This is a genomic window from Streptococcus cristatus ATCC 51100, from assembly GCF_000222765.1.
Taxonomy (GTDB): Bacteria; Bacillota; Bacilli; order Lactobacillales; family Streptococcaceae; genus Streptococcus; species Streptococcus cristatus.
The window spans coordinates 1-25,866 of record NZ_AFUE01000006.1 but is presented as its reverse complement, the minus strand read 5'-3'; the positions used below and the strand labels follow the sequence as shown (position 1 = coordinate 25,866).

General features: G+C 42.1%; 26 protein-coding genes and 1 pseudogene. 18 read left to right on the top strand and 9 right to left on the bottom strand.

Annotation, left to right across the window (positions count from 1 at the left end; all coding sequences use genetic code 11):
• Positions 1 to 17 precede the first annotated feature (17 nt).
• Entirely contained in the window at positions 18 to 761 is a 744-nt protein-coding gene (locus tag HMPREF9960_RS03595; RefSeq protein ID WP_005590128.1) for an ABC transporter ATP-binding protein, read from the top strand.
• Positions 751 to 2,391: a hypothetical protein gene (locus tag HMPREF9960_RS03590; protein WP_005590129.1), complete on the top strand. Its 1,641-nt coding sequence runs from the start codon at positions 751 to 753 to the stop codon at positions 2,389 to 2,391. Before HMPREF9960_RS03595 ends, HMPREF9960_RS03590 begins: the two co-directional genes overlap by 11 nt.
• Positions 2,392 to 2,510: 119 nt before the next feature.
• Here HMPREF9960_RS03590 and HMPREF9960_RS03585 read toward each other — a convergent pair whose 3' ends face one another.
• From HMPREF9960_RS03585 to HMPREF9960_RS03575, 3 genes are all read right to left on the bottom strand, one after another.
• On the bottom strand, positions 2,511 to 3,269 hold the full coding sequence (locus HMPREF9960_RS03585) for a CPBP family intramembrane glutamic endopeptidase (RefSeq protein ID WP_005590130.1): 759 nt from the start codon (positions 3,267 to 3,269) through the stop codon (positions 2,511 to 2,513).
• A gap of 189 nt (positions 3,270 to 3,458) precedes the next feature.
• Complete coding sequence (trhA, locus tag HMPREF9960_RS03580) at positions 3,459 to 4,106, bottom strand: PAQR family membrane homeostasis protein TrhA (protein WP_005590131.1); 648 nt, start codon at positions 4,104 to 4,106, stop codon at positions 3,459 to 3,461.
• On the bottom strand, positions 4,090 to 4,536 hold the full coding sequence (locus HMPREF9960_RS03575; RefSeq protein WP_005590132.1) for a DUF1836 domain-containing protein: 447 nt from the start codon (positions 4,534 to 4,536) through the stop codon (positions 4,090 to 4,092). The genes trhA and HMPREF9960_RS03575 overlap by 17 nt, the downstream gene beginning before the upstream one ends.
• Before the next feature lie 170 nt (positions 4,537 to 4,706).
• Here HMPREF9960_RS03575 and yaaA point away from each other — a divergent pair, with 170 nt between their 5' ends.
• Positions 4,707 to 5,435, top strand: coding sequence for a peroxide stress protein YaaA (gene yaaA, locus HMPREF9960_RS03570; protein WP_005590133.1), 729 nt, complete (start codon positions 4,707 to 4,709; stop codon positions 5,433 to 5,435).
• Between the two features lie 279 nt (positions 5,436 to 5,714).
• Here yaaA and HMPREF9960_RS03565 read toward each other — a convergent pair whose 3' ends face one another.
• The 4 genes and pseudogenes from HMPREF9960_RS03565 to coaA form a co-directional block, all read right to left on the bottom strand.
• Positions 5,715 to 6,443: a TraX family protein gene (locus HMPREF9960_RS03565; RefSeq protein WP_005590134.1), complete on the bottom strand. Its 729-nt coding sequence runs from the start codon at positions 6,441 to 6,443 to the stop codon at positions 5,715 to 5,717.
• A 301-nt stretch (positions 6,444 to 6,744) separates the two neighbouring features.
• A complete protein-coding gene (locus HMPREF9960_RS03560) occupies positions 6,745 to 7,263 on the bottom strand; it encodes a DNA topology modulation protein (protein WP_005590136.1) in 519 nt (172 codons plus the stop codon).
• A gap of 65 nt (positions 7,264 to 7,328) precedes the next feature.
• A pseudogene (rpsT, locus tag HMPREF9960_RS03555) lies at positions 7,329 to 7,564 on the bottom strand (30S ribosomal protein S20).
• A gap of 70 nt (positions 7,565 to 7,634) precedes the next feature.
• Entirely contained in the window at positions 7,635 to 8,555 is a 921-nt protein-coding gene (gene coaA / locus HMPREF9960_RS03550; RefSeq protein WP_005590138.1) for a type I pantothenate kinase, read from the bottom strand.
• Positions 8,556 to 8,648: 93 nt separating this feature from the next.
• Between coaA and HMPREF9960_RS03545 the strand changes: the two genes are divergently transcribed.
• The 8 genes from HMPREF9960_RS03545 to HMPREF9960_RS03510 all read left to right on the top strand — a co-directional run bounded on the left by HMPREF9960_RS03545 (position 8,649) and on the right by HMPREF9960_RS03510 (position 16,416).
• Complete coding sequence (locus HMPREF9960_RS03545) at positions 8,649 to 9,236, top strand: class I SAM-dependent methyltransferase (RefSeq protein ID WP_005590139.1); 588 nt, start codon at positions 8,649 to 8,651, stop codon at positions 9,234 to 9,236.
• A gap of 2 nt (positions 9,237 to 9,238) precedes the next feature.
• Entirely contained in the window at positions 9,239 to 10,516 is a 1,278-nt protein-coding gene (locus tag HMPREF9960_RS03540; protein ID WP_005590141.1) for a pyrimidine-nucleoside phosphorylase, read from the top strand.
• Between the two features lie 17 nt (positions 10,517 to 10,533).
• Complete coding sequence (gene deoC, locus HMPREF9960_RS03535; RefSeq protein WP_005590142.1) at positions 10,534 to 11,196, top strand: deoxyribose-phosphate aldolase; 663 nt, start codon at positions 10,534 to 10,536, stop codon at positions 11,194 to 11,196.
• Entirely contained in the window at positions 11,183 to 11,572 is a 390-nt protein-coding gene (locus HMPREF9960_RS03530; protein ID WP_005590143.1) for a cytidine deaminase, read from the top strand. Before deoC ends, HMPREF9960_RS03530 begins: the two co-directional genes overlap by 14 nt.
• Before the next feature lie 71 nt (positions 11,573 to 11,643).
• Positions 11,644 to 12,699, top strand: coding sequence for a BMP family lipoprotein (locus HMPREF9960_RS03525; protein ID WP_005590144.1), 1,056 nt, complete (start codon positions 11,644 to 11,646; stop codon positions 12,697 to 12,699).
• 136 nt (positions 12,700 to 12,835) lie between these two features.
• Complete coding sequence (locus HMPREF9960_RS03520) at positions 12,836 to 14,350, top strand: ABC transporter ATP-binding protein (RefSeq protein ID WP_005590145.1); 1,515 nt, start codon at positions 12,836 to 12,838, stop codon at positions 14,348 to 14,350.
• Positions 14,351 to 14,363: 13 nt separating this feature from the next.
• Positions 14,364 to 15,458, top strand: a complete 1,095-nt coding sequence (locus HMPREF9960_RS03515; RefSeq protein WP_005592208.1) for an ABC transporter permease — start codon at positions 14,364 to 14,366, stop codon at positions 15,456 to 15,458.
• A 1-nt stretch (position 15,459) separates the two neighbouring features.
• The gene (locus HMPREF9960_RS03510) at positions 15,460 to 16,416 is read left to right on the top strand and encodes an ABC transporter permease (RefSeq protein ID WP_005590147.1); all 957 of its coding nucleotides are present in this window, start codon (positions 15,460 to 15,462) and stop codon (positions 16,414 to 16,416) included.
• A 100-nt stretch (positions 16,417 to 16,516) separates the two neighbouring features.
• Here HMPREF9960_RS03510 and HMPREF9960_RS03505 read toward each other — a convergent pair whose 3' ends face one another.
• On the bottom strand, positions 16,517 to 17,449 hold the full coding sequence (locus HMPREF9960_RS03505; protein ID WP_005592191.1) for a polysaccharide deacetylase family protein: 933 nt from the start codon (positions 17,447 to 17,449) through the stop codon (positions 16,517 to 16,519).
• A 132-nt stretch (positions 17,450 to 17,581) separates the two neighbouring features.
• Here HMPREF9960_RS03505 and HMPREF9960_RS03500 point away from each other — a divergent pair, with 132 nt between their 5' ends.
• The 7 genes from HMPREF9960_RS03500 to HMPREF9960_RS03470 all read left to right on the top strand — a co-directional run bounded on the left by HMPREF9960_RS03500 (position 17,582) and on the right by HMPREF9960_RS03470 (position 24,789).
• Positions 17,582 to 18,868 (top strand): homoserine dehydrogenase, encoded by a 1,287-nt coding sequence (locus HMPREF9960_RS03500; RefSeq protein ID WP_005590149.1) that lies wholly within the window; start codon positions 17,582 to 17,584, stop codon positions 18,866 to 18,868.
• 1 nt (position 18,869) lies between these two features.
• Complete coding sequence (gene thrB, locus HMPREF9960_RS03495; RefSeq protein WP_005590150.1) at positions 18,870 to 19,736, top strand: homoserine kinase; 867 nt, start codon at positions 18,870 to 18,872, stop codon at positions 19,734 to 19,736.
• A gap of 165 nt (positions 19,737 to 19,901) precedes the next feature.
• Positions 19,902 to 20,804 (top strand): UDP-N-acetylmuramate dehydrogenase, encoded by a 903-nt coding sequence (gene murB / locus HMPREF9960_RS03490; protein ID WP_005590152.1) that lies wholly within the window; start codon positions 19,902 to 19,904, stop codon positions 20,802 to 20,804.
• A 203-nt stretch (positions 20,805 to 21,007) separates the two neighbouring features.
• Complete coding sequence (locus HMPREF9960_RS03485) at positions 21,008 to 22,165, top strand: ABC transporter ATP-binding protein (RefSeq protein ID WP_005590153.1); 1,158 nt, start codon at positions 21,008 to 21,010, stop codon at positions 22,163 to 22,165.
• Positions 22,146 to 22,952, top strand: coding sequence for an ABC transporter permease (locus tag HMPREF9960_RS03480; protein ID WP_005590155.1), 807 nt, complete (start codon positions 22,146 to 22,148; stop codon positions 22,950 to 22,952). The genes HMPREF9960_RS03485 and HMPREF9960_RS03480 overlap by 20 nt, the downstream gene beginning before the upstream one ends.
• Positions 22,949 to 23,722 (top strand): ABC transporter permease, encoded by a 774-nt coding sequence (locus HMPREF9960_RS03475; protein ID WP_005590157.1) that lies wholly within the window; start codon positions 22,949 to 22,951, stop codon positions 23,720 to 23,722. Before HMPREF9960_RS03480 ends, HMPREF9960_RS03475 begins: the two co-directional genes overlap by 4 nt.
• Positions 23,719 to 24,789: an ABC transporter substrate-binding protein gene (locus HMPREF9960_RS03470; protein WP_005590161.1), complete on the top strand. Its 1,071-nt coding sequence runs from the start codon at positions 23,719 to 23,721 to the stop codon at positions 24,787 to 24,789. Before HMPREF9960_RS03475 ends, HMPREF9960_RS03470 begins: the two co-directional genes overlap by 4 nt.
• A gap of 72 nt (positions 24,790 to 24,861) precedes the next feature.
• On the opposite strand, the gene HMPREF9960_RS03465 is transcribed toward HMPREF9960_RS03470, so the two are convergent.
• Positions 24,862 to 25,848, bottom strand: a complete 987-nt coding sequence (locus tag HMPREF9960_RS03465) for a transposase (RefSeq protein ID WP_005590162.1) — start codon at positions 25,846 to 25,848, stop codon at positions 24,862 to 24,864.
• Between the last annotated feature and the right edge of the window lie 18 nt (positions 25,849 to 25,866).

Here is a 25,866-nt window from a genome sequence, read left to right as displayed (position 1 = left end):
TAGTAAAGGAGATTCTCATGATTGAATTTAGAGATGTTACAAAAGACTATGATGGCAAGCTGGCGCTTAACCATTTGAATCTGACCTTGGAAAGCGGTGAGATTGTCGGTCTGATTGGTCACAATGGAGCGGGTAAGTCAACGACCATTAAATCCTTGGTCAGCGTCATCAATCCGACACAGGGACAAATTTTTGTGGATGGCAAGGAGCTATCCAGTAATCGTTTAGAAATCAAGAAAAAAATCGGCTATGTAGCTGATTCTCCTGACCTTTTCTTGCGCCTGACAGCTAATGAATTTTGGGAGCTAGTAGCGACTTCCTACGATATGACCACGGCAGAAGTAGAAGCTCGTTTGGGTGAACTGCTGGCTATTTTTGACTTTGCCAACCATCGCTATGAAGTGATTGAGTCGTTTTCACACGGTATGCGGCAGAAGGTCTTTGTTATTGGTGCCCTTTTGTCCGATCCAGATATTTGGGTTTTGGATGAGCCCTTGACGGGATTGGATCCTCAGGCAGCTTTTGATCTCAAGCAGATGATGCGTGAGCATGCTAACAAGGGAAATACAGTTCTGTTTTCAACCCACGTGTTAGAAGTAGCTGAACAGCTATGCGACAAGATTGCCATTCTCAAAAAAGGAGAGCTGATATTCTACGGAACGGTTGAAGACTTGAAAGCCCAGCATCCAGACCAGTCCCTCGAAACCATCTATCTAGGTCTGGCTGGCCGCAGAGAAGAGGTGAGTTCAGATGCGCCTTAAAGCGATTAAAAAATTAGTTGATATCAATATTCTCTATGCTATCCAAGCTTCGCAGCTGCAGCAATATCGCAAGAAGCAGGCAAAGAATCCAGAGGTCAAGGTCAATGTCTCCCTGCAGGCTATTCGAATGTATTTGATTTTGGGTTTGGTCTACCTATTCTTCTTTGGTATCATGAGTGCCTTCAATCACATGGTGGGCAATCCAGGACATTTTGCCAATATGGTCTCCATATTTGCTGTATTCTCCATGTCGCAGGGCTTCCTCGTTTTCTATAATGTCTTCTATGAAAGCAAGGACCTGCAGTCCTATCGGCCCTATGCCTTTAGTGAGTCAGAAATCATTGTTGGCAAGAGCATCTCTGTTGTCCTGACTCTCTTGATTGCGATTCTGCCCATGTATAGCTATTTCATCGTGCTAGGTCTTCAAGGCGGAAATCCTTTAGTCGGCCTGCCTATGGCCTTGATTTCGATTGTCATTTTAAGCTCTGTTATAACCTTTATCATTTTGATTTTGGTGCATTTTATCACCAAGACAGCTTTCTTTAGAAAGTATAAGACTATTCTATCCAATGTGATTCTAGGGCTGGTTTCCCTTGGTTCGGTAGGACTCTATATCTTTATCAATCAAATGAACAGTCGTAGTATCGCCAGCAATACAATAGCCACACCTTATTTCCCGCCCGTTGTAGCCTTTTACGACTTTATCATCAATCCTTTTAGCTTGTCTGCAATTTTAGGGATTCTAGCTTGGCTTGCCGTGGCGGTTCTACTCTTTTTGGTGGTTAAGTTCAAGGTTATACCAGAATTTTATGAGGCAGCCTTGATGACAGGTGCAGCAAGTGGCAAACGTGAGCGGGTGCACGATATCAATATGGACGAGGCCAAGAATTTCAAGAAGTTCGTCTGGCGCTATCACATTCGGCTGCTGAGTGAAGGTTCGGTCATCTTGCAGGCTCTCTTCATGTCAGCACTGATTCCTTACATCATTATTTTTAGTATGGCCATGGGGGCAGTCAAAGCAGATCTAGATGTTAGCCCGTTCTTGATTCCACGATTTTTGCTTCCGCTTAGCTTCCTATCTATGTTTATCGCCACCCTCAATTCGGGTGGGAGTAATCTGACCTCTATAGGTTTATCCTTGGAGCGGGAAAATTTTGATTATCTGAAGGTTTTGCCTTTTGAGCTCAGAAAATATGTTCGTCTCAAATTTTGGTATCTCTTTGCAATTCAGTCCATTTTACCAGTGATTCTTCTTTTGGTGACTAGTCTTATCTTCCATGTTCATCTGGTGACGTTTCTCGTTATGCTACTGGTTTGGTTTATGGCCAGTCTAGCTTGGAGCGCTTGGGGTTATCATCGGGATTATAAGCATTTGGTGACCAACTGGTCCAATGTCAACGAGCTGATGAGTCGAGATAACAGTATGGGTAAGACCCTATTGGCACTAGCCTTTACCATTGGAGTGATTATCGTGATTGGCGTTCTCTATGCGATTTCATATTCCCTGCCTATCACAGTTCTCTATCTCCTTTCCCTTCTGCTGATTTTGATTTGTGGACTTGTTTCTTATCTGATCTATCGCTACTATATGAAAAAACTTGATAGCGAAATTGCTAGTTTCAATTGCTAATTGACCATAATAAAAAGCTTAGCAGCGAGGTTACTTGATACCTTGTTTCTAAGCTTTTTAGTTGCGATTTATTTTATAGTTTTCCGATATAAACTGTATGTCAGCTGATTTTTATCCTTTTAAGAACGCCAGTTAATCAAGACATACATTAAGCTGGAGCCAAACATATCCGCCAAGGCGTGCATGAGAAAGAAAGGCAGGAGGTTCTTGACCTTGTACTTGTAAAGAAAATAGTAGAAGAGACCATAGACCACTCCGATAACCAAGGCCCAGAGCATTCCTTGATAAGTATGGAAAGAAATCCGAATGATGGTAGAGTAGGCCAGTGCCCACCACTTATACTTATCCTTGACTGAGGTCATAAGACCCAGAAAGAAGAATTCCTCATAGAAACCATTGAGAAGTCCGTAGAGGATGGCCATAGGTGTCAGTTCAGCAAATTTCCGGAAGATTTCCAGTAAATCTATATAGGACCAGAGGGTTGAATCAAAGTAATTATACTCGCCACTCAGTGTCGTCACAATGTCACCAAAGAACCCTACCACTACAAAAATAAGAGGAGTCCAAAGGAGAACTGACCAGCTCAGACGGATAGGAAGCTGCTTAAAGTCGAAGCGCCGAAGCAATAGGTATAGAATGGTCAAGACCAGCATCAGGAGCTGAAGATTGAAATTGCTTGAGAATGCTGCGCCTTCGCTAGCTGTATTGCTGACCGTTTCAGTTGCCGCTGTCGTCGCTGTTGTTGCAAAGCTAGCTAGATAAAGTTCGGTTGATGTGTAGATGAACTGACCAAACATGAGCAGAGTAATCACAAGAATATCGAACCATTTCAGCTCTTTCAGGGGCTGCGATGGGCGGATTTTTGATAAAATAGTCATTCATTTCCCTTCCATAATTGGCAGATTTAATTGCCAGAGATCATCTTTTCTATCTTTATCTTAGCAGAGAAAGCTTAAATTTATATTATTTCAAAGTTCTTACTTTTGAGAGGTGGTTAGTGCAGACCTGTTGCAGGATTGGTTGAAGAGCTGCCTTATGCTATAGAAAAAACTGCTTGAAAAGCAGTTTTACATGAAATAAACAATAGCTAAGTACTGGAGGGCAGAAGCGGCTAGGATGAAGAGGTGCCAAATCATGTGGAAGTAGGGTTTCTTTTTGGCATAAAAACCAGCACCTACTGTGTAGCAAAGACCGCCTGCTAGCATGAGTCCCCAAAACACTGGTCCAGTTTGTCCGATAATTTGCGGGATGATAAAGATCACCAGCCAACCCATAATTAGATAGAGGGCTAGGCTGAATTTCTCATTAACCTTCTTAGCAAAGATTTTGTAGAGAATACCAAAGATGGTCGTGCCCCACTGAATCACGATAATCAGATAACCCCGCCAGTCATTCATGAGTGAAAGGACGACTGGCGTATAGCTGCCTGCGATAGCGATATAAATCATGGAGTGGTCAATAATCCGTAGGATGTATTTGTGGGTAGAGCCATAGGACATGGAGTGGTAAATGGTAGAAGAAAGAAACATGAGGAAAAGGCTAATGACAAAGATAGAAGTACCAACAGCAGAAACGAGGCCATGCCCTTCATAGCTGTAAATAGCAGAGATGGGTAGAAGAATCAGCATCAAAACAGCTCCGACGGCATGAGTGACAGCATTGGCAATTTCCTCTCCAAAAGAGAGTTGTTTACTGAGTTTAAGCGCGTAGTTCATCGTTATCGGCCTCCTTTTCGGGTACTTGGATAAAAGCAAGGGTTTGCTGGTAGAGTTTTAAGGTCTGACAAGCACTGGCAATGATCGGAGTCACTTCAAGCTTCCGTCCGTTCATATAATCCACAAAATCATTGTAGAGCTCTTCAGACTGGGTCTCAGCATTGAGCATATCTAAAGTAGCAGCAATATCTTGAATAGAAAAAACAGTTTTCAAGCTTGTAATGGCAATCAAGCGGGCAACTTGCTGGCGATTGTATTTCTTTTTTAAAGGTTTTTCAAGATAGGCATGCTTGACATAATTATTGATCATGGATGCAGTCAAGCCTTTGTCGGATGCAGTAAAAGCTGGCTTACAGACCTTGTTGACGTAGAGCAGGACTTGGTCCAGATACAGGTCAAGAACAGGTAATTCATCCCATCTCGGGAACATATTTTTCGTTTCCAAATTTTAAACTTTCTATTATCTAGTTTCGATAACTAGATAATATCATTTTTGAAAATTAAAGTCAAGAATAAATCCAATTTGTCCAAAATTTGCTATAATCATGAGTAAGGAAAACAGGAAAATGGACTCTGAATCCAAGATGAGAAAGGGAAAATATGAAGATTTTAATTCCGACCGCCAAAGAAATGAATGAAAATCAGAGCTCGCTGGGGCGCTACCAGTTGACGCCGAAAAGCAAAATCATAATAGAAGAGCTATTAAAACACTCAGCCACGGAGCTGGAAAAATTATACAAAATCAGTCCGCAGATGGCTGAAATAGAATACCAGCGAATTCAAAACCTGAGCAAGAATGAAGCGGAGACCTATCCAGCCTTGCACTTATTTGACGGGCTTATGTATCGCAATATCAAGCGAAAAGATTGGACACAAGAGGAGAAATCCTACATTCAAGACCATTTGCTTTTAACTTCTAGTCTATATGGGGTCATTCCTGCTCTGAGTCCGATTGCCCCTCATCGGTTGGATTTTTTGGTGGGGCTAAAGCCCAATGGTCAAACGCTGAAAAAATTTTGGCGGGAAGAGTATACAAAAGCAGTAGCGGACGAAGATATGCTGCTTTCTCTCTTGTCCAGTGAATTTGAGGATGTTTTTGATAAATCCGTCAGAGAGAAGATGCTTCGGTTCAAGTTTTTAGAAGAAAAATCTGGCAAACTCAAAAGCCATTCTACTATTTCCAAAAAAGCGCGTGGGCAATTTTTGACTGCTTTGATGGAAGCCCAGGTCGATAATCTTGAGCAAATAAAACAGCTCTCTTTTGCAGGTTTTGCCTATCGAGCGGATCTTTCAGATGATAAAGAATTGGTTTTTGTAAAAGAAGAATAAGAAAAGGAGGCTGGGACAAAAGTCTGGCTTCAAATATAAAAAGCGAACAAAACTAGTTTTCTGGTAATCAGAATTCTACTTTGTTCGCTTTTCGCATTTAATTATAGATTTAAAGGGCTTAATAATTAAGATTTTTAAAAATTGAAATATTTTTGTTCCAAACTCTTTTTTGTAGCAAAGAGACTATTGTCCCAGACTCTTTTACTCTATTATTTAGACTTACCAAAAGAAAAATTAACTTAACAGGTATTCTACTGCAACTTTTAATACATTCATTAACTACATTAGAAATAAGAGAAAGGCAATTCGAAACAGAGACAGGGCGAGCAAATGAAGGGGATAAAACCAGTAAAATACTTTTCCAATATTGGCCCCTTTTTGACCGTTGTAGAAAGAGGTCACGAGGAGAAACAGAAGACAGGTGGCAGCCAGATCAGCCAGACCATCATAGGAGAAATTGAAGGCCAAAATTAGGATTTGCACACTGTTCAATGCCAAGACACCGCCAATTTTTCGGAAGATTGGGTCTTTAATCTTTGCAAAGGAATAGATACCAAAAACTCCTCCCGTCAGTCCGCCGTCAGCGATAATGGACAGAGTAAAACAGAGTAGAATAATTAGAACTTTTCTCCAGGTTGCTGTTTGCTGATCACTGTAATAAAGAGCACAGAGCCCCAAAAAGAGAGTAACAACCGTATTTTGCATGATAAAGCCAAGACCAGTAACCCAGCCCATCAGAGAGAAAGGGATGATACTGATAAGAGCCAGCAGCCCCAATCGTCTCATATACTTGCTCACATCATGACTGTGCCGATAGCCTTCCGCAATACAAAAGGCAAAGACTGGAAAAGCCAGGCGGCCTATTATGTGCATACTATTGGCCAGCCAGTTAGGAGAGAGAATATTCATATTGGTAGCCAGTGGAAAAGATACCCAGGCGATATGGTCAATCAGCATTGCAAGCATAGCAAGCAGTTTCAAACTGCTATTGTCAATCATTTTTTTCATAGGATTCTCCTTTTTCCTTTCCTATGATACAAGAAAGAGTTTCTTCTTTCCATTTCTTTAGCTTACATTTCTCTCATTTTTCTTACAATTTTGTAAGTTGGAATTTCACCTTTTTACCTCATCGATGAATACTTCTGATTTTTCTTGACAAATAAGACTGAACGAGGCTGGGACAAAAAGATTTTGATTTTAGGGATTCTTTATTATAAATTCTTAAAATTGATAGATTAGACAAAAAAGTGAACAAGACAGAATTCTGAGTGTCAGATAACTCCGTTTTGTTCGCTTTTTATATTTAAGGTTAGACTTTTGTCCCAGATTCTTTTACATAGTCTGATAATTGCTTTTGATTCTGCAATTCGATGAATTTCTTAGGATAGGTCTGGCGAACTTTTTGATAGAGATTTTTAGTCTCTCTTGTCCGACCATCCCAAAGGATCCAGCGGATGAATTCCCAATCCAGTTTTTCAGTACAGCCAGAAGCCATACTCTCTCGCACCTGATTTCGATATTTGAGGTAGCGATTGAAGGCGCGATAGAGGCAGTTCCAGCGAGAAAAGTTCATAAAGATAATCTGATCAGCCTGAGCCATCCTTTCCTCAAAGCAGGCGAAGGAGTAGTTGCCATCGATGACCCAGGATTGTTCTCGCTTGAGGAAATCCGCTAAATCAGCCTTGACTTGGTCTTGACTACGAGTCTGCCAGTTTTCTTCAAACCGAATCGTGTCCAGATGAAGCACGGGAATATGGTGGAAGTGGCCTAACTGCTGGGCTAAGGTTGACTTGCCAGATCCGGAGTAGCCGATGATAGCAATTTTCATATAATTTCTCCTTTATAATGAGCAACAAAAAAAGCTCCGTGGAGCTCCTTTGTATGCACAATGCATTATTTAGCAAGTTTAGCTGAAAGACGTGCTTTATCGCGGCTTGCTTTGTTTTTGTGGATCAAACCTTTTGTTTCTGCTTTATCGATAGCTGAGCTAGCAGCACGGAAAAGTTCTTCAGACGGGTTTGCTTCAAATGCTTTGATTGCAGTACGCATAGCTGATTTTTGAGCTGAGTTTTTTCGTTTTGTTTAACGTTCAATTCAGCGCGTTTGATAGCTGACTTAATGTTTGCCAAGTTATTCACCTCCATTGAAAATACTAACTATCTAATTATATATGAAAAGTTGTGATTTGACAAGTCTAAATTATTTTTTTAGATAGATTTCGTCAATTTCATGATTTTTAGCCTTGTGCAAAATCACTTCGGCCCTATTACGAGTTGGCTCAATATAGTCTAATAGGTTCACCAGATTGATTGTTTCCCAGATATTATGGGCCAGCGCCATGACTTCTTCTTCAGGCTGGGTCGTAAAGCGATGGTAGTAGTTATTCGTGTCGTGCTTGGCTAGTGCCAGTAATTTTTTAAAACGATCTAGATACCAAGACTCAATATTTTCGATTTCGGCATCTACGTAGATAGAGAAGTCAAAAAAGTCAGTCATATAAAGGCGTTCATTTTGCGGATTTTGGAAAACGTTGATACCTTCTACGATGACAAAGTCAGCTGCCTTAATTTCCTGCTTTTCATTTGGGACAATATCATAAATTTCGTGTGAGTAGACGGGAATTTCATAGTTTTGACCATTTTTAATGCGGTCTAAAAAGTCCAGCAAGAGTTCCATATTATAGCTTTCAGGGAAGCCCTTGCGATTTAAAATCCCCGTTTCAATCAGAGTTTGATTAGGATAGAGAAAGCCATCTGTCGTCACTAATTCAACGGTGGCATTTGTAAAAGTCCGTGACAGGAGGATTTGCAATAGGCGGCTAATCGTTGATTTTCCAACAGCAACACTGCCAGATACTCCGATAATAAAGGGCTGCCTTTTGCTCTCCTTTTGTAGAAAAATACCTTTTGAAAAAGCGAGATCTTCTTTGGAACGTTTATAAATTTGAATGAGATTTGTCAGAGGCAGGTAAACATCTGTTACATCCTGTAGACTGATTTTGTCATTGAAACTCTTGATAGAATTGAGCTCGGACTCAGTAAGCGGTGGATTTTTCTTTCGATGCAGATTTTGCCAAGTTTGGCGGTTGATTTTTTCAAAGTGAAGAAATTCGTTTGTCATAAGTTACTCCTATATGATGGATTTTAGTATAACATACTTTTGGAGAAATGAAAACGATTTACAAATCTAGAAAATTTATGATAAAATGGTTTTATGACTAAAATGTATTTTGCAGAAAATCCGGATGCCAAACATGACATTCATGAATTAAAAGTGGAACTATTAGGACAACAGATGACCTTTTTAACGGATGCTGGTGTCTTTAGCAAAAAAATGATCGACTATGGCAGTCGAGTGTTGTTGTCTGCCTTGGAATTTAACAAAAAAGAAACGCTGCTGGATGTCGGCTGCGGTTATGGAACGCTGGGCTTGACTCTGGCTAAAGCGCAAGAGCTGGAAGTCACTCTCGTGGATATCAATCAGCGAGCGCTAGACTTGGCTAGAAAAAATGCGGATGCGAACCAAGTATCTGCAGATATTTTTCAGTCCAATGTTTACGAGCAGGTGGCCGGACAATTCCATCATATTATCAGCAATCCACCGATTCGAGCCGGTAAGCAGGTGGTGCATGAAGTTATTTCAGGTAGCTATGATCACTTGCTAGCGGATGGGGATTTGACGATTGTTATCCAAAAGAAACAAGGAGCTCCTAGTGCTAAAGCCAAGATGGAAGAAGTATTTGGCAACTGCGAGACTCTAAAGAAGGACAAAGGTTATTATATCCTAAGGAGTGTGAAGTAAAAATGCGGGCAGTTGATATTATTCAAAAGAAACGAGATGGACTAGAGTTGTCCAGTCAAGAGATTGAATGGCTGATTGAGGGGTATGTAGCTGGAACAGTGCCGGATTACCAGATGTCAGCCTTTGCCATGGCTGTTTACTTTAAAGGAATGACTACAAGAGAAATTTCTGATTTGACCATGGCCATGGTGGGGACAGGCCAGCAGTTTGACCTGTCAGCTATTTCAGGGATTAAGGTAGATAAACATTCGACTGGTGGAGTGGGAGATAAGGTTACCTTAATCTTGGCTCCTCTCGTAGCTAGCTTTGGAGTACCCGTTGCTAAGATGAGCGGTCGAGGCTTGGGGCATACGGGTGGTACCATAGACAAGCTCGAGTCTGTCAAGGGCTACCAAGTCGAGCGCAGTCAGGAAGATTTCATCAAGCAGGTTCAGGATATTGGTGTATCCGTCATCGGTCAGTCAGACCAGCTGGTCAAGGCAGACAAGCTTCTCTATGCCCTGCGTGATGTGACTGCTACAGTTGATACGATTCCTTTGATTGCCAGTTCAGTTATGAGCAAGAAAATCGCCGCTGGTGCGGACAGCATCTTGCTGGATGTGACCGTCGGTGAAGGTGCCTTTATGAAAAATCTAGAGGATGCCCGTGTTCTAGCCCGCACTATGGTAGACTTGGGCAAGGCTGTCGGACGTAGAACAGTCGCAGTTATTACCGATATGAGTCAGCCTTTGGGCACTAGCATTGGCAATCGTTTGGAAATCCTGGAAGCACTGGAAATCCTTCAAGGACAAGGACGCGAAGATATTACGGAGTTTATTTGCGAGCTCGCTCGGATTATGCTTGATTTGGCTAATGTTGAGAAGTCAGTTTCTGAAATCAGAGAACATCTGACAAATGGAGCAGCATTGAAAAAATTTGAAGAGATGATTGCGGCTCAAGGTGGTGATCTAGAGGACTTGTATCGGCCATCCCAGGCGGCTTATGTGGCTGAAGTGAGAGCAGAGCAATCTGGCTTTATCACAGAGCTTCCAGCTATGGAATTTGGCTTGTTTGCGATGAGATTAGGAGCAGGCCGAGCGGTCAAATCTGATAAACTAGATTATGAAACTGGAATCGTGTTTGAAAAAAAGGTTGGCGAAACAGTCGAAATTGGGGAAATTGTCGCAAAAATTTACGCAAATGAAAAAATTTCTCAAGAACTAGTTACAGAATTCCAAAAAAATGTTAGAATAGGTAGTGAAAGCGTTGCAGTAAGTGAGATTGTCGAAGTGATCGCTTAATTCTAGGAGAATCAAACATGAAATTAAACAAATACATTGACCATACGCTTTTGAAACCTGATGCAAGTCAGGAGCAGATTGAAACCTTAATTGAGGAAGCAAAGAAATACGACTTTGCGAGCGTCTGTGTCAATCCGACTTGGGTGAGTTTTGCTGCGCAAGCACTAAAAGCTACGGATGTTAAGGTCTGTACAGTCATTGGTTTTCCTCTGGGAGCGAATACTCCGGAGCTCAAGGCTTTTGAAACGAGTGATGCAATCCAAAATGGAGCAAATGAAGTCGATATGGTCATCAATATCGGTGCTCTAAAGTCTCGAAACTTTGACTTAGTTGAAAGAGACATTCGAGCTGTTGTGGAAGCTGCCAAAGGAACCTTAGTTAAGGTTATTATTGAAACCTGCCTCTTGACAGATGATGAGAAAGTGAGAGCTTGCCAGCTTGCTCAGAAAGCTGGTGCGGATTTTGTCAAGACATCTACTGGTTTCTCAACTGGTGGTGCAACCGTTGCGGATGTAGCTTTGATGCGTAAGACAGTTGGGCCAGATATGGGAGTCAAGGCTTCTGGCGGTGCCCGTTCTTACGAAGATGCACTTGCCTTTATCAAAGCTGGTGCGACTCGCATTGGAGCATCCTCTGGTGTAGCGATTATGGAGGGAGACGTGGCTAATGGCGACTACTAATTTGATTGATTTAGTTGTAGAAACCACGAAGAATGCCTATGTTCCATACTCTCATTTCCCTGTCGGAGCTGTTTTAGTAGCTAAAAATGGACAAGTTTTCACAGGTGTCAATATCGAAAATGCTAGTTTCGGCTTGACCAATTGTGCAGAGCGAACAGCCATTTTTAAAGCTGTTTCTGAAGGCTTTTTAGACTTTGAGGAATTAATTGTTTACGGAGAAACGGAAAAACCGATCTCTCCGTGTGGTGCCTGCCGCCAAGTAATGGCAGAGTTTTTTAATCAGGATTTACCAGTGACCTTGGTCGCTAAAGATAAATCGACGGTCGTGATGACGGTCAAGGAGTTACTTCCATACTCTTTTACAGACTTAACTTGAGTCTGTTGCTGGTCAACTGACCAAAATTAAACTTGCAACTAAGTTGCACATCTTATATAGGAGGTTCAGAAATGAACAAGAAACAATGGCTAGGTCTTGGTCTAGTGTCTGTCGCAGCAATCGGACTTGCTGCATGTGGGAATCGTGCGTCTAAATCAGATAGCTCTAACGCTAAAACTGATTTAAAAGCTGCTATCGTAACCGATACAGGTGGTGTTGATGATAAGTCATTTAACCAATCTGCATGGGAAGGTTTGCAAGCTTGGGGGAAAGAAAATGGCCTTTCAAAAGATAACGGCTATACTTACTTCCAATCAACAGACGAGTCACAATACGCGAACAACCTAAACCAAGCTGCTACGGATGGTTACAACTTAGTATTTGGTATCGGTTTTGCCCTTCGTGATGCCGTTGAATCTGCTGCTAAAGATAATTCAAGTATTAACTACGTTATTATTGACGATGTGATTGAAGGTCAAAAGAATGTTGCTTCAGCAGTCTTTGCAGACAATGAAGCAGCTTACCTTGCTGGTGTTGCAGCTGCAAAAACGACTAAGACAAAACAAGTTGGTTTCATTGGTGGTATAGAAGGAACAGTTATCACACGTTTTGAAAAAGGTTTCGAAGCTGGTGTGAAATCAGTTGACCCATCTATCAAGATTAAAGTGGACTATGCTGGCTCATTCGGCGATGCAGCTAAAGGTAAAACAATTGCAGCTGCTCACTATGCTGGTGGTGCGGATGTTGTTTACCAAGTAGCTGGTGGTACTGGTGCTGGAGTATTTAACGAAGCTAAGTCAATCAACGAAACAAGAAATGAAAATGAAAAAGTTTGGGTACTTGGTGTTGACCGTGACCAAACTGAAGAAGGTAAATACAAATCTAAAGATGGTAAAGAATCTAACTTTGTTTTGGCATCAAGCTTGAAACAAGTTGGTAAGACTGTCCAAGACATCGCTAACCAAACAGCTAAAGGTAAATTCCCAGGTGGTAAAACTACAACCTTTGGTTTGAAAGACGGTGGTGTTGATTTGACAACAACCAACCTTTCTGAAGATGCTAAAAAAGCTGTTGAAGAAGCAAAAGCAAAAATCCTTGACGGTAGTATCACAGTTCCTGATAAATAATTGAATGTTGAGCGATCCGACCTACTAGGGTCGCTCATTTTTAAATTCTGACGCCTTTGCATCGATTAAGCCTACTAGGATAGGAGTCCGAGGAGGTTATATCGACATAAAATGAAATTCTGGAAAGGAAAGAGCCATGACACATGAAAATGTCATTGAAATGCGAGAAATTACCAAGATTTTTGGTGAATTTGTGGCCAATGATAAAATCAATCTGGAACTCCGAAAAGGTGAAATTCACGCTCTTTTAGGAGAAAATGGTGCCGGGAAGTCAACCTTGATGAATATGTTGGCCGGCCTACTTGAGCCGACTAGTGGTGAGATTGTAGTAAACGGAAAGCCAGTTAAGCTGGACTCTCCATCAAAGGCGGCCTCACTTGGTATCGGGATGGTGCATCAGCACTTTATGCTTGTGGAAGCCTTCACTGTTGCTGAAAATATTATTCTTGGAAGTGAGATTACAAAAAATGGCATCTTAGACTTGAAACGCGCTACGCAAGAAATTAAGCGTTTGTCTAAGAAATATGGTTTGTCGGTCGATCCATCTGCCAAGATTGAAGACATTTCCGTCGGAGCACAACAACGGGTTGAAATTCTGAAGACCCTTTACCGTGGTGCAGATATCCTCATCTTTGACGAACCAACAGCTGTTTTGACACCATCTGAGATTGATGAATTGATGAAAATCATGAAAAACTTGGTCAAGGAAGGTAAGTCTATCATTCTTATTACCCATAAGTTGGATGAGATTCGTGCAGTTTCTGACCGAGTGACCGTTATTCGTCGAGGAAAATCGATCGAAACCGTTGAAATTGCTGGTGCAACCAACCAAGACTTGGCAGAAATGATGGTGGGACGGGCTGTTTCCTTCAAGACTGAGAAGAAACCTTCTAATCCGCAAGAAACAGTTCTTTCAATCAAGAATCTTGTCGTTGAAGAGAATCGTGGCGTTCCAGCTGTTAAAGGACTTTCACTGGATGTTCGTGCTGGTGAGATTGTTGGGATTGCAGGGATTGACGGAAATGGTCAGACTGAGTTGATTCAAGCTATTACAGGACTTAGAAAAGCGAGCTCGGGTGAAATTTTGATCAAGAACCAGTCCGTGCTTGGTAAGAAACCACGTCAGATTACAGAGATGAAGGTCAGCCACGTACCTGAAGATCGCCATCGTGACGGGTTGGTGCTGCAGATGTCCATTTCTGAAAATATTGCTTTGCAGACTTACTACAAGGAGCCACTCAGCAAAAACGGCATCTTGAATTACAATAATATTTACTCTTACGCGTGCAATCTGATGAAAGAGTTTGACGTGCGGGCAGCTAGCGAGTATGTACCTGCTTCAGCCCTTTCAGGAGGAAACCAGCAGAAGGCTATCATTGCTCGGGAAGTGGATCGTGATCCAGATTTGTTGATTGTCAGTCAGCCAACCCGCGGTCTTGATGTCGGAGCGATTGAATATATCCATAAACGCTTGATTGAGGAGCGTACTCAAGGTAAGGCAGTTCTTGTTGTCAGCTTTGAGCTAGATGAAATACTCAATCTTTCTGACAGAATCGCCGTTATCCATGATGGTAAGATTCAAGGAATTGTGACTCCAGAGAAAACCAATAAGCAAGAACTTGGTATTCTCATGGCTGGTGGTAAGATTTAGAAGGGAGATTCAAATGTCTAAAAAAACACAGCAGATCGCAGTTCCCTTAATCTCAGTTCTTTTAGGGATTTTATTGGGAGCGATTGTCATGGCTATCTTTGGCTATGATGCCATCTGGGGATATGAATCCCTCTTTAAAACGGCATTCGGTTCTTTGAGAAGTTTGGGTGAAATTTCTCGGGCAATGGGACCTCTAGTTCTCATTGGTCTGGGTTTTGCCGTTGCTAGTCGGGCTGGATTTTTCAATGTCGGACTTCCGGGCCAAGCCTTGGCTGGTTGGATTTTAGCTGGTTGGTTTGCCCTTTCCTTCCCTGACCTACCTCGCCCTCTGATGTTGCTAGCAACTGTAGTCATTGCTGCAGTGGCTGGTGGGATCATTGGTGCTATTCCAGGGATTCTACGTGCCTATTTAGGAACGAGTGAAGTCATCGTTACGATTATGATGAACTATATCGTCCTCTTCGTTGGAAATGCTTTTATCCGCAGCTTTCCAAAATCTGTGATGCAGAGTGTTGACTCTAGTAAGCGTGTTGGTGCCAATGCGATTTATCAAACAGAATGGCTGAGAAGTTTGACAGCTAACTCTCGGATGAATATTGGTATTTTCTTTGCCTTGATTGCAGTTGTGCTAATCTGGTATATGCTGAAGAAAACAACACTTGGCTTTGAAATCCGTGCTGTTGGTCTTAACCCAAATGCAGCTGAGTATGCAGGGATGTCTTCTAAACGTACCATCATCTTGTCCATGATTATTTCTGGTGCCCTTGCAGGACTTGGAGGAGTCGTAGAAGGACTGGGTACTTATCAGAATGTCTTTGTACAAGGCAGTTCATTGAGCGTTGGTTTCAATGGTATGGCAGTCAGTCTTTTGGCAGCCAATTCTCCAATTGGAATTCTCTTTGCAGCCTTCCTCTTTGCAGTTTTAAGTGTCGGTGCGCCAGGTATGAACGTGGCTCAGATTCCGACAGAATTAGTCAATATCGTGACAGCTTCGATTATCTTCTTTGTCAGCGCCCATTACCTGATTGAGCGTCTGACTGGTAAGACAGTCTTTGAATTGTTTAAAAACCGTAAGCAAGAAGCTGGTAAAGTGAAAGGGGGAAACTAGGATGAGTATTGTAACGATATTAGGTTTATTAGTATCATCTATGCTGATTTATGCGGCTCCCTTGATTTTTACAAGTATCGGTGGAGCTTATTCGGAGCATGCCGGAGTCGTCAATGTCGGCTTGGAAGGGATCATGGTAATGGGAGCATTTACAGGCGTTCTCTTTAATCTGACTTTCGAAAGTAGTTTTGGCAGCTTGACTCCGTGGCTCTCCTTGATTGCTGCTGGCTTAGTCGGAGTGCTCTTCTCCCTTATCCATGCTGTAGCAACTATTAACTTCCGCGCGGATCACGTTGTTAGTGGTACGGTTCTAAACTTGCTAGCACCAGCCTTGGCAGTCTTCCTTGTTAAAGCTATCTACAACAAGGGGCAAACAGACAACATTCAGCGTTCATTTGGTAAATTTAATTTTCCTATTTTGTCTGATATTCCAGTCGTAGGAGATATATTCTTCAAACATACAAGTCTGATGGGATATTTGGCCATCGCCTTCTCTTTCCTTGCTTGGTTTATCATGTTTAAGACAAAATTTGGATTGCGCCTTCGCTCAGTTGGGGAACATCCGCAGGCAGCAGATACACTAGGAATCAATGTTTATCTCATGCGCTATTGCGGTGTTATGATTTCTGGTTTGCTCGGCGGTATTGGTGGAGCTATCTATGCTCAGTCAATCTCCGTTAACTTTGCTGTGACAACTATCATAGGTCCAGGATTTATCGCCTTGGCAGCTATGATTTTTGGTAAATGGAGTCCTATCGGCGCTATGTTGGCAAGTCTCTTCTTTGGGGCTTCTCAAAGTTTGGCCGTTATCGGAAATCAGTTGCCTCTTCTTTCAAAAGTACCAACAGTTTATCTACAGATTGCACCATACGTTTTGACGATTGTGGTTCTTGCAGCCTTCTTCGGTAAAGCTGTTGCTCCGAAAGCAGACGGTATCAACTACATCAAGTCTAAATAACCTTTTACACCAGTTCTTTGGAACTGGTATTTTTGTGATTAGAAGAAGTTGCTATCGGAAATAGAAAAAGCCTGCTTCGTCTGAAGCAAGCTTTCTGAGATTAATTTGTAGCGATTTCGTTTAATAAATCTTCTGCAGTAGTAGTTGGGTTCACTCGAACACGATTGAGTGAGAGCAACCCATTAGACAGGGAAGCCAGGCCGTTATTGGTCGTCAATCCCATCTTATAGCCTAGACTTTCAGCAATCTGCAAGGTCGCATCACTATAGCGGCCAGATGGATAGGCAACAGTCGTCGTCTTCTGTGATAGATTGTCATCTAAAAAGGCTTTAGAATCACGTAGTTCAAGGGTTTGTTGATCAGCAGTAGCAGTTGATAGATCAGGGTGGTTGACGGTATGGTCTTCAAAGGACATTCCCTTTTCCTTCATTTCTTTGATCTCATCTAGCGTCAGCATATCTTCACGGCCAGCTTGGACAAATCCAGTAATGACATTGTTGGTTGCCTTCATCTGGTACTTTTGAAGTAGCGGGAAGGCATTGGTATAAAAGTCTTTCAAACTATCGTCAAAGGTCAGCCAGACTACTTTTTTATTTTCAGGTAGGACATTTTCTGTCAAAGCTTTGTAAGCTTCATCTGGGGTTAAAGTATAATAACCAGCTTCTTTCAGGGCCTGTAAATGACTTTCAAAAGTAGTTGGATCTACAATCAAACCAGCATTGGCTGCCTCAGAGGGATCCATTACATGGATCGCATGGTACATCAAGATTGGGATCTTAACAGGCTCGTCTTGTTTTACCCACTTGATTTTTGAAGCTTCTTCATTTGTTGAGGTAGAGTCTGGCTTCGAGGTGGATTGCACAGTTTGGTTGCCTGCAGAAGATTGATTGCTAGGAGAGAACTGAGTCTTCCAAAGATAAATTCCGCCTACGATTAGGGCAAGGAGCAAGAAAAGATTGATAATAGAAAAAAGGAATGCCTTTTTCTTAGCTTTATGTCTTTGCATGCGTCTTCCAATGTGTTTATCTGTCATGGTATCTCCTTCTAATCTCATGAGTTTAAAATTTTTACTTACATTATAACAAATATACAAATAGATTTGTAGGCATTTCTATATATTTTTGTTATAATGTTTTTTATATAAGAAATATTCAAGGAGTTCCTCATGTCTATTAAAATTGCTTTACTTGGTTTTGGAACAGTTGCCAGTGGTGTTCCTTTCTTGTTGAAAGAAAATGGTGAAAAGATTGTTCAGGCTGCTCATTCTGAGATTGAAGTTGCTAAAGTCTTAGTCAAGGATGATGCTGAAAAAGAACGTCTTTTGGCAGCTGGAAATGATTACAATTTTGTAACTAATGTAGATGAAATCTTAAATGACGGCGAAATTGCGATTGTAGTGGAGCTGATGGGACGGATTGAACCAGCTAAAACCTTTATCACACGTGCACTTGAAGCAGGTAAGCATGTGGTGACAGCCAACAAAGACTTGCTGGCAGTTCATGGTTCTGAATTGTTAGATATTGCTCAGAAAAATGGCGTTGCCCTTTACTATGAAGCTGCTGTTGCAGGCGGTATCCCTATTTTGCGCACCTTGGTTAATTCACTGGCATCTGATAAGATTACCCGCGTTTTGGGTGTGGTCAATGGAACATCTAACTTCATGATGACCAAGATGGTAGAAGAAGGCTGGTCTTACGAGGATGCTCTTGCAGAAGCACAACGATTAGGATTTGCTGAAAGTGACCCGACGAACGACGTTGATGGAATTGACGCAGCCTATAAAATGGTCATCCTCAGCCAATTTGCTTTTGGTATGAACATCAAGTTTGAAGATGTCAGCCACCAAGGTATTCGCAATATCACGCCTGAAGACGTTGCTGTTGCTCAAGATTTGGGCTATGTAGTGAAATTAGTTGGCTCAATTGAGGAAACACCATCAGGGATCGCTGCGGAAGTGACACCGACTTTCTTGCCAAAAGCGCATCCACTAGCTAGCGTAAACGGCGTAATGAATGCGGTCTTTGTCGAGTCAATCGGTATCGGAGAATCCATGTATTACGGTCCAGGTGCAGGTCAAAAACCAACTGCTACCAGTGTCGTTGCGGATATCGTCCGTATTGTCCGTCGCCTAAATGAAGGCACAATTGGCAAAGCTTTCAATGAATTTAGTCGCGAGCTTGTCTTGGCTAAACCTGAGGATGTTAAGAGCAACTATTATTTCTCTATCTTGGCTCCAGATGCCAAGGGTCAAGTATTGCATTTGGCTGAAATCTTCAATGCTGAAGAAGTTTCCTTCAAGCAAATTCTGCAAGAAGGTACGGATGGTGAAACAGCACGTGTGGTCATCATCACGCATGCTGTCAGCAAGACTCAGCTAGAAAATGTAGTTGCCAAGCTTCGTGAGGTACCAGAGTTCGAATTGCTCAATACCTTTAAAGTATTAGGAGAATAAGATGAAAATTATTGTACCAGCAACCAGTGCCAATATCGGGCCTGGTTTTGACTCAGTTGGTGTCGCAGTCTCCAAATATCTAGAAATCGAAGTCTTGGAAGAAAGTCAGGAGTGGGTCATTGAGCATGACCTCAATCCTCGAATTCCAACGGATAAACGGAATTTACTAATCAAGATTGCCCTGCAATTGGCCCCGGACCTTCAGCCTCATCGCTTAAAAATGACTAGCGATGTTCCTTTGGCGCGCGGTCTTGGCTCTTCTAGCTCTGTTATCGTTGCAGGGATTGAACTGGCCAATCAGTTAGCAAATCTGAACTTATCAGATCATGAAAAGTTGAAAATTGCGACAAAAATCGAAGGGCATCCCGACAATGTCGCACCAGCGATTTATGGAAATCTAGTGATTGCAAGCTCTTTCCAAAATCAAGTTTCAGCTGTTGTATCAGATTTCCCAGAGGTCAGCTTTATCGCTTTTATTCCAGATTATGAGTTGAGAACAGTTGAAAGCCGCCGTGTCTTGCCTAATCGCCTCTCATACAAGGAAGCTGTTGCAGCAAGCTCTGTAGCCAATGTCGCAGTTGCAGCGCTCTTAAAGGGCGATATGAAAACAGCTGGTCGTGCTATCGAATCCGATCGTTTCCATGAGAGATATCGCCAACCGCTTATCAAAGAATTTTCTGACATTAAATTCTTAGCCAGAAAACAGGGCGCTTTTGCGACTTACATCTCTGGAGCTGGTCCGACTGTTATGGTTTTATCTTCAAAAGACAAAGCTGAGCAGATTTATCAGCAAATCAAGGAACAAGGCTTTGATGGACAAGTCTTCCAGTTGCAAGTCGATACTCAGGGTGTACGTGTAGAAAAATAGAAGAGAGTTTGAGGATGACGAACTTGTGGACGCAGTGTTGGTCTACAATCTTCGTTCTCCTCTTTCTTTTTGCTTTGAAAAAGAATCTTTAATTCCCTTAGTCTATCGTAAATATCATTTAATTTTGATATAATAGAGTGTAATTTGTAAAAAAGAGAGTAAGTCATGCAAAACCTAGAAAAATTTTCTGCGGAATTAGAAGGAATCGACATCCGTTTTAATGAACCTTTGAGTCAATACACTTATACAAAGGTAGGCGGAGCTGCCGATTTCTTAGTTTTTCCACGCAACCGTTATGAATTGGCTCGGATTGTCAAATTGGCCAATCGTGAAAATATTCCTTGGTTGGTGCTTGGGAATTCAAGTAACATTATCGTTCGAGATGGCGGTATTCGAGGCTTTGTCATCATGTTTGACAAGCTAAATAATGTAACAGTAGATGGCTATACGATTGAGGCAGAAGCTGGTGCCAATCTAACTCAGACTACTCGTATTGCCCTTCATCATAGTTTAACTGGCTTTGAATTTGCCTGTGGCATCCCGGGTAGTGTCGGCGGTGCTGTCTTTATGAATGCTGGCGCTTATGGCGGAGAAATTGCTCATGTGCTTGTTTCTTGCAAGGTCTTGACCCCTGAAGGAGAAATTAAGACCTTGGATGCACGTGATATGCGGTTTGGTTATCGTCATTCACTTATTCAAGAAACTGGCGACATCGTCATTTCAGCTAAGTTCGGTCTGGCACCAGGTGTCCACCAAAACATTCGTCAGGAAATGGAACGCCTGACCTATCTACGTGAACTCAAGCAGCCTTTAGAATACCCATCGTGTGGGTCGGTCTTTAAGCGTCCTCTGGGACATTTTGCTGGTCAATTAATCAGTGAGGCCGGTCTAAAAGGCTATCGAATCGGCGGTGTAGAGGTTTCAGAAAAACATGCTGGTTTCATGGTTAATGTCGATCATGGTACAGCTAGTGATTATGAAGAATTGATTGCTCATGTTATTAAAACAGTCGAGGAGCATTCAGGTGTCACTCTGGAACGAGAAGTTCGAATTATTGGAGAAGCATAAGAGTCCAATATGTAATTATCTGATTGCTTTTCTAAGATTTGTCTAAGTCTTTGGAATAGCCAATATCCATGTGTCATTAGTAAAGGGGGTGAAAGCCTATCGATATCGCAAGTATGCAGGGCCATAGTAGCCCTCGAGAGGTTTTTTTGGTCTGACAGAACCAAAAATCTGTTAATACATGGAAAAGAAGGAATTTATGCCAATTGAAAAAACCAATTATTGAGTTCAAAAACGTTTCGAAGGTTTTTGAAGACAGTAACACCGTCGTTCTCAAAGATATTAACTTTGAATTAGAAGAAGGAAAATTTTATACGCTTCTAGGGGCTTCTGGCTCCGGGAAGTCAACCATCCTTAATATTATTGCAGGACTGCTAGATGCGACAACGGGAGACATCTTTTTGGATGGTGTTCGCATCAATGACATTCCTACTAATAAGCGGGATGTTCATACTGTATTCCAGTCCTACGCTCTATTCCCGCATATGAATGTTTTTGAGAATGTAGCCTTTCCGTTGCGGTTACGGAAGGTAGACAAAAAAGAAATTGAAGAGCGAGTTGCTGAAGTGCTGAAAATGGTGCAGCTAGAAGGCTATGAGCGTCGCTCTATTCGGAAACTCTCAGGTGGTCAACGTCAGCGGGTAGCCATTGCTCGTGCTATCATCAATCGGCCTCGGGTTGTCCTACTAGACGAGCCTCTTTCTGCGCTGGATTTGAAGTTGCGGACGGATATGCAATATGAGCTCCGTGAACTCCAACAGCGCCTCGGGATCACTTTTGTCTTTGTCACCCACGACCAGGAAGAAGCCTTAGCTATGAGTGACTGGATTTTTGTCATGAATGAGGGGGAGATTGTCCAGTCAGGAACGCCAGTGGATATCTATGATGAGCCAATTAACCACTTTGTTGCGACCTTTATCGGAGAATCTAATATCCTTCCAGGTAAGATGATCGAAGACTACTTGGTCGAGTTCAATGGCAAGCGTTTTGAAGCAGTTGACGGAGGCATGCGACCAAACGAATCCGTTGAAGTGGTGATTCGTCCAGAGGATTTGCGCATTACTCTGCCTGAAGAAGGAAAACTGCAGGTTAAAGTAGATACCCAGCTTTTCCGCGGGGTTCATTACGAAATTATCGCCTATGATGAACTCGGAAATGAATGGATGATTCACTCGACCCGCAAGGCCATCGTCGGAGAAGAAATCGGTCTGGACTTTGAGCCAGAGGATATCCATATCATGCGCCTCAATGAAACCGAAGAAGAATTCGATGCTCGGATTGAAGAATACGTAGAAATCGAAGAACAAGAAGCAGGGCTGATCAATGCCATTGAGGAGGAAAGAGATGAAGAAAACAACCTCTAACCTTTTTATGCTTCCATATTTTCTTTGGATTCTGCTTTTTGTCCTAGCTCCAGTGATGATGATTGTCTGGAAATCATTCTTTAATATCGAAGGGCAGTTCACGCTGGAAAACTATCGTATTTATTTCACTTCGCAGAATTTGACCTATTTGAAAATGAGCTTTAACTCGGTATTTTACGCAGGCATCATCACCTTGGTGACCTTGCTCATTTCCTATCCGACTGCTTATTTTTTGACCCAGCTCAAGCATCGCCAGCTCTGGCTCATGCTAATTGTCCTGCCGACTTGGATCAATCTTTTGCTTAAGGCCTATGCCTTTATCGGTATTTTTGGGCAAAACGGCTCGGTAAATGAATTTTTGACCTTTATCGGTATCGGTCCCAAGCAGATTCTTTTCACTGACTTTTCTTTTATTTTTGTTGCCAGCTACATTGAGCTGCCCTTTATGATTCTGCCGATTTTCAACGTCTTGGATGATTTGGATCCCAATCTCATCAATGCTAGCTATGACTTGGGTGCCAATCGTTGGCAGACTTTCCGCAATGTCGTCTTTCCACTTTCAATGAATGGCGTGAGAAGTGGTGTGCAGTCCGTCTTCATTCCCAGTCTCAGCCTCTTCATGCTGACGCGTTTGATCGGTGGAAATCGTGTTATTACGCTGGGAACAGCCATTGAACAGCATTTCTTGACGACGCAAAACTGGGGAATGGGCTCAACCATCGGAGTAGTTCTGATTATTGCCATGCTCTTCACCATGTGGGCAACCAAGGAAAGGAGAGAACGATGAAAAAATTTGCTAATCTTTATTTAGCGATTGTGTTTCTAATCCTTTATCTTCCGATCTTTTACTTGATTGCCTATGCTTTCAATGCTGGCGATGACATGAATAAATTTACGGGCTTTGATCTGGTTCATTTTCAAAAGCTGTTTGAAGATTCACGATTGATTTTGATTTTGGCGCAGACATTCTTCTTGGCCTTTCTGTCTTCTCTCATCGCTACGATTATCGGAACTTTTGGTGCTATTTATATTTACCAAGCCCGCAAAAAATATCAGGACGCTTTCTTATCCATCAATAATATTTTGATGGTGGCGCCTGACGTCATGATTGGGGCTAGCTTCCTGATTCTCTTTACCACGGCTAAATTCCAGCTGGGCTTTGTGTCCGTTTTGGCCAGCCACGTCGCTTTTTCAATTCCTATTGTTGTGCTGATGATTTTGCCAAGGCTGAAAGAGATGAATGATGACATGATTAAGGCTGCTTATGATTTGGGAGCCAGTCAAGTCCAGATGCTCAAGGAAATCATGCTGCCTTATCTGACGCCAGCGATCATTGCCGGCTACTTTATGGCCTTCACCTACTCACTAGATGACTTTGCTGTGACCTTCTTTGTGACAGGAAATGGATTCTCAACTCTTTCCGTAGAAATTTATTCCCGTGCACGGCAAGGAATTTCCTTGGAAATCAATGCCCTGTCTGCTCTGGTCTTTCTCTTTAGTATCGTTTTAGTCATTGGCTATTACTTTATCACGCGTGAGAAGGAGGAAGCAGCATGAAAAAACTCTATTCGTTTTTAGCAGGGATTCTTGCGATTATCCTGATTTTGTGGGGCATTAGCTATCGGATTGAGAGTAAAGCCAATAGTAAGGGCAGTGATAAATTGGTTGTCTATAACTGGGGAGATTACATTGATCCGGAATTACTGACTGAGTTTACCAAGGAAACAGGCGTGCAGGTGCAGTACGAAACCTTCGACTCTAACGAAGCCATGTACACAAAAATTAAGCAAGGTGGTACAACCTACGATATCGCAATCCCAAGTGAGTACATGATTGCCAAAATGATGAAGGAAAACTTGGTGGAGAAATTGGACCATAGCCAGATCAAAGGCCTGGAAAATATTGGTTCAGACTTTTTGGATCAGCCATTTGATCCAGGAAATCAGTATTCCATTCCTTATTTCTGGGGAACGTTGGGCATTGTTTACAATACTAAAATGGTCGAGCACGCGCCTGAACACTGGAACGATCTCTGGAAGCCAGAATACAGAAACTCCATCATGATGATTGACGGAGCCCGTGAAGTCATGGGGATTGGTCTGAACTCGAATGGTCATAGTCTTAACTCCAAAGATGCTGACCAGCTGCAGGAGGCTGTCGATAAACTTTACACTCTGACGCCCAATATCAAGGCCATCGTCGCTGATGAGATGAAGGGTTATATGATTCAGAATAACGCGGCTATCGGCGTGACCTTCTCTGGTGAAGCTCGCCAAATGCTGGAAGCCAATGAAGACTTGCGCTATGTCGTGCCTACAGAAGCCAGCAATCTTTGGTTTGACAATATCGTTATTCCAAAGACGGTCAAAAATAAAAAAGCTGCCTATCAGTTTATCAATTTCATGTTGAGACCAGAAAATGCTTATAAAAATGCCCTTTATGTTGGCTACTCAACGCCAAACCTTCCTGCCAAGGCCATGCTGCCAGAAGAGGTACAGGAAGATGAGGCCTTTTATCCAACCGAGGAAACCATGAAGCATCTGGAAGTCTATCAGCAATTAGGTCCAAAATGGCTCGGAACCTACAATGACCTCTATCTTCAAGTCAAAATGTATCGCAAATAGCCAAAGAGCCTGAGATAAAATAGTTCTCGACCACAAAAAAGCTAGAGCTTTCCAATTGCGGAACTCTAGCTTTTAATTTTGACTCCTTCTCTTATTGTATTTAAGGAGATTATTGGCCATGAGCACTAATCCCATGTCAATTTTCACCTGACGCTTGCCTTTTAGGTTACATCTCTTATAACCCAAACAAGCCTTTATCTGCCCAAAGACAGGTTCCAAATCAACCTTACGTTGAGCGAAAATCTGTCTACCTTCGGGAGATAAAAGCGCCTGGCATTCTTTAGCTTTTAAGTCTTGATAGCTCTCATATTTTTCAGTACGTACTGAAAAATCCTCCTTGACTTTATGCAAGACTTTCTTGAGTTTCCGACGCTGGGTTTTACGTTCATCCTTCCCTTTAACGGGTGTCTCCTCAATGTTCTGGTTCAGTTTTCCCAATTCTTCTTCAAGGACTTGAGCGAATTCAAGCAACTGCTCTGAGGAGATAGGCTCTTGTGTATCCAGTTCGATAGCTTGATGGATAAGGGGAGTGATTTCTTCTTGAAAATAGATCTGTATCTGTTCTTGAAGTTTGAGGGAAAACTTGTTCGTTGCCTTTTTCCATACGAAACTATACTTGTTAGCCTTGGCTTCAATCTTAGTGCCATTAATAAACAGACAATCTAAAGTCACTAACTCTTCCGTTTTCAAACGAAGATTGAGGTCAATGAAAAGATCACGAATGAGGTCTTCCATCCCTGCACCGACTCGAAAGCGATTGATGGTGCGGTAGCTGACAACCAACTGTCCCGTTAGGTACTGCATAGCGATATTTTCAATCATCATTTTTTCGATTTTTCGTCCAGGGAAAATTCCTTGTGAGTAGGCAAATAGTAGAGCTGCTAAAAGCATTTTAGGGTGATAAGACGGCCGACCAAAGTTATGATAGAAAGCGTGAAAGTGACTATACTCCAAGGCATTCACCACTTTTTCAATGGTAAAGACAATATGGTCTTGTGGTAAAATGCAAGCAAGTTCTAGTGGTAAAGTCGTTTGATTTGTGTTATAGTGAATGTGCATGGGATAGCCTTTCTAAAT

Excerpts from the sequence above, each read along its gene's own strand:
- HMPREF9960_RS03500 (WP_005590149.1), top strand. The coding sequence starts at position 17,582 with ATGTCTATTAAAATTGCTTTACTTGGTTTTGGAACAGTTGCCAGTGGT.
- HMPREF9960_RS03560 (WP_005590136.1), bottom strand. The coding sequence starts at position 7,263 with ATGAAAATTGCTATCATCGGCTACTCCGGATCTGGCAAGTCAACCTTA.
- thrB (WP_005590150.1), top strand. The coding sequence starts at position 18,870 with ATGAAAATTATTGTACCAGCAACCAGTGCCAATATCGGGCCTGGTTTT.
- HMPREF9960_RS03545 (WP_005590139.1), top strand. The coding sequence starts at position 8,649 with ATGACTAAAATGTATTTTGCAGAAAATCCGGATGCCAAACATGACATT.
- HMPREF9960_RS03540 (WP_005590141.1), top strand. The coding sequence starts at position 9,239 with ATGCGGGCAGTTGATATTATTCAAAAGAAACGAGATGGACTAGAGTTG.
- trhA (WP_005590131.1), bottom strand. The coding sequence starts at position 4,106 with ATGAACTACGCGCTTAAACTCAGTAAACAACTCTCTTTTGGAGAGGAA.
- HMPREF9960_RS03505 (WP_005592191.1), bottom strand. The coding sequence starts at position 17,449 with ATGACAGATAAACACATTGGAAGACGCATGCAAAGACATAAAGCTAAG.
- yaaA (WP_005590133.1), top strand. The coding sequence starts at position 4,707 with ATGAAGATTTTAATTCCGACCGCCAAAGAAATGAATGAAAATCAGAGC.
- coaA (WP_005590138.1), bottom strand. The coding sequence starts at position 8,555 with ATGACAAACGAATTTCTTCACTTTGAAAAAATCAACCGCCAAACTTGG.
- HMPREF9960_RS03510 (WP_005590147.1), top strand. The coding sequence starts at position 15,460 with ATGAGTATTGTAACGATATTAGGTTTATTAGTATCATCTATGCTGATT.
- HMPREF9960_RS03590 (WP_005590129.1), top strand. The coding sequence starts at position 751 with ATGCGCCTTAAAGCGATTAAAAAATTAGTTGATATCAATATTCTCTAT.
- HMPREF9960_RS03475 (WP_005590157.1), top strand. The coding sequence starts at position 22,949 with ATGAAAAAATTTGCTAATCTTTATTTAGCGATTGTGTTTCTAATCCTT.
- HMPREF9960_RS03515 (WP_005592208.1), top strand. The coding sequence starts at position 14,364 with ATGTCTAAAAAAACACAGCAGATCGCAGTTCCCTTAATCTCAGTTCTT.
- HMPREF9960_RS03565 (WP_005590134.1), bottom strand. The coding sequence starts at position 6,443 with ATGAAAAAAATGATTGACAATAGCAGTTTGAAACTGCTTGCTATGCTT.
- HMPREF9960_RS03595 (WP_005590128.1), top strand. The coding sequence starts at position 18 with ATGATTGAATTTAGAGATGTTACAAAAGACTATGATGGCAAGCTGGCG.
- HMPREF9960_RS03585 (WP_005590130.1), bottom strand. The coding sequence starts at position 3,269 with ATGACTATTTTATCAAAAATCCGCCCATCGCAGCCCCTGAAAGAGCTG.
- HMPREF9960_RS03525 (WP_005590144.1), top strand. The coding sequence starts at position 11,644 with ATGAACAAGAAACAATGGCTAGGTCTTGGTCTAGTGTCTGTCGCAGCA.
- HMPREF9960_RS03520 (WP_005590145.1), top strand. The coding sequence starts at position 12,836 with ATGACACATGAAAATGTCATTGAAATGCGAGAAATTACCAAGATTTTT.
- HMPREF9960_RS03465 (WP_005590162.1), bottom strand. The coding sequence starts at position 25,848 with ATGCACATTCACTATAACACAAATCAAACGACTTTACCACTAGAACTT.
- deoC (WP_005590142.1), top strand. The coding sequence starts at position 10,534 with ATGAAATTAAACAAATACATTGACCATACGCTTTTGAAACCTGATGCA.
- HMPREF9960_RS03530 (WP_005590143.1), top strand. The coding sequence starts at position 11,183 with ATGGCGACTACTAATTTGATTGATTTAGTTGTAGAAACCACGAAGAAT.
- HMPREF9960_RS03470 (WP_005590161.1), top strand. The coding sequence starts at position 23,719 with ATGAAAAAACTCTATTCGTTTTTAGCAGGGATTCTTGCGATTATCCTG.
- HMPREF9960_RS03575 (WP_005590132.1), bottom strand. The coding sequence starts at position 4,536 with ATGTTCCCGAGATGGGATGAATTACCTGTTCTTGACCTGTATCTGGAC.
- murB (WP_005590152.1), top strand. The coding sequence starts at position 19,902 with ATGCAAAACCTAGAAAAATTTTCTGCGGAATTAGAAGGAATCGACATC.
- HMPREF9960_RS03480 (WP_005590155.1), top strand. The coding sequence starts at position 22,146 with ATGAAGAAAACAACCTCTAACCTTTTTATGCTTCCATATTTTCTTTGG.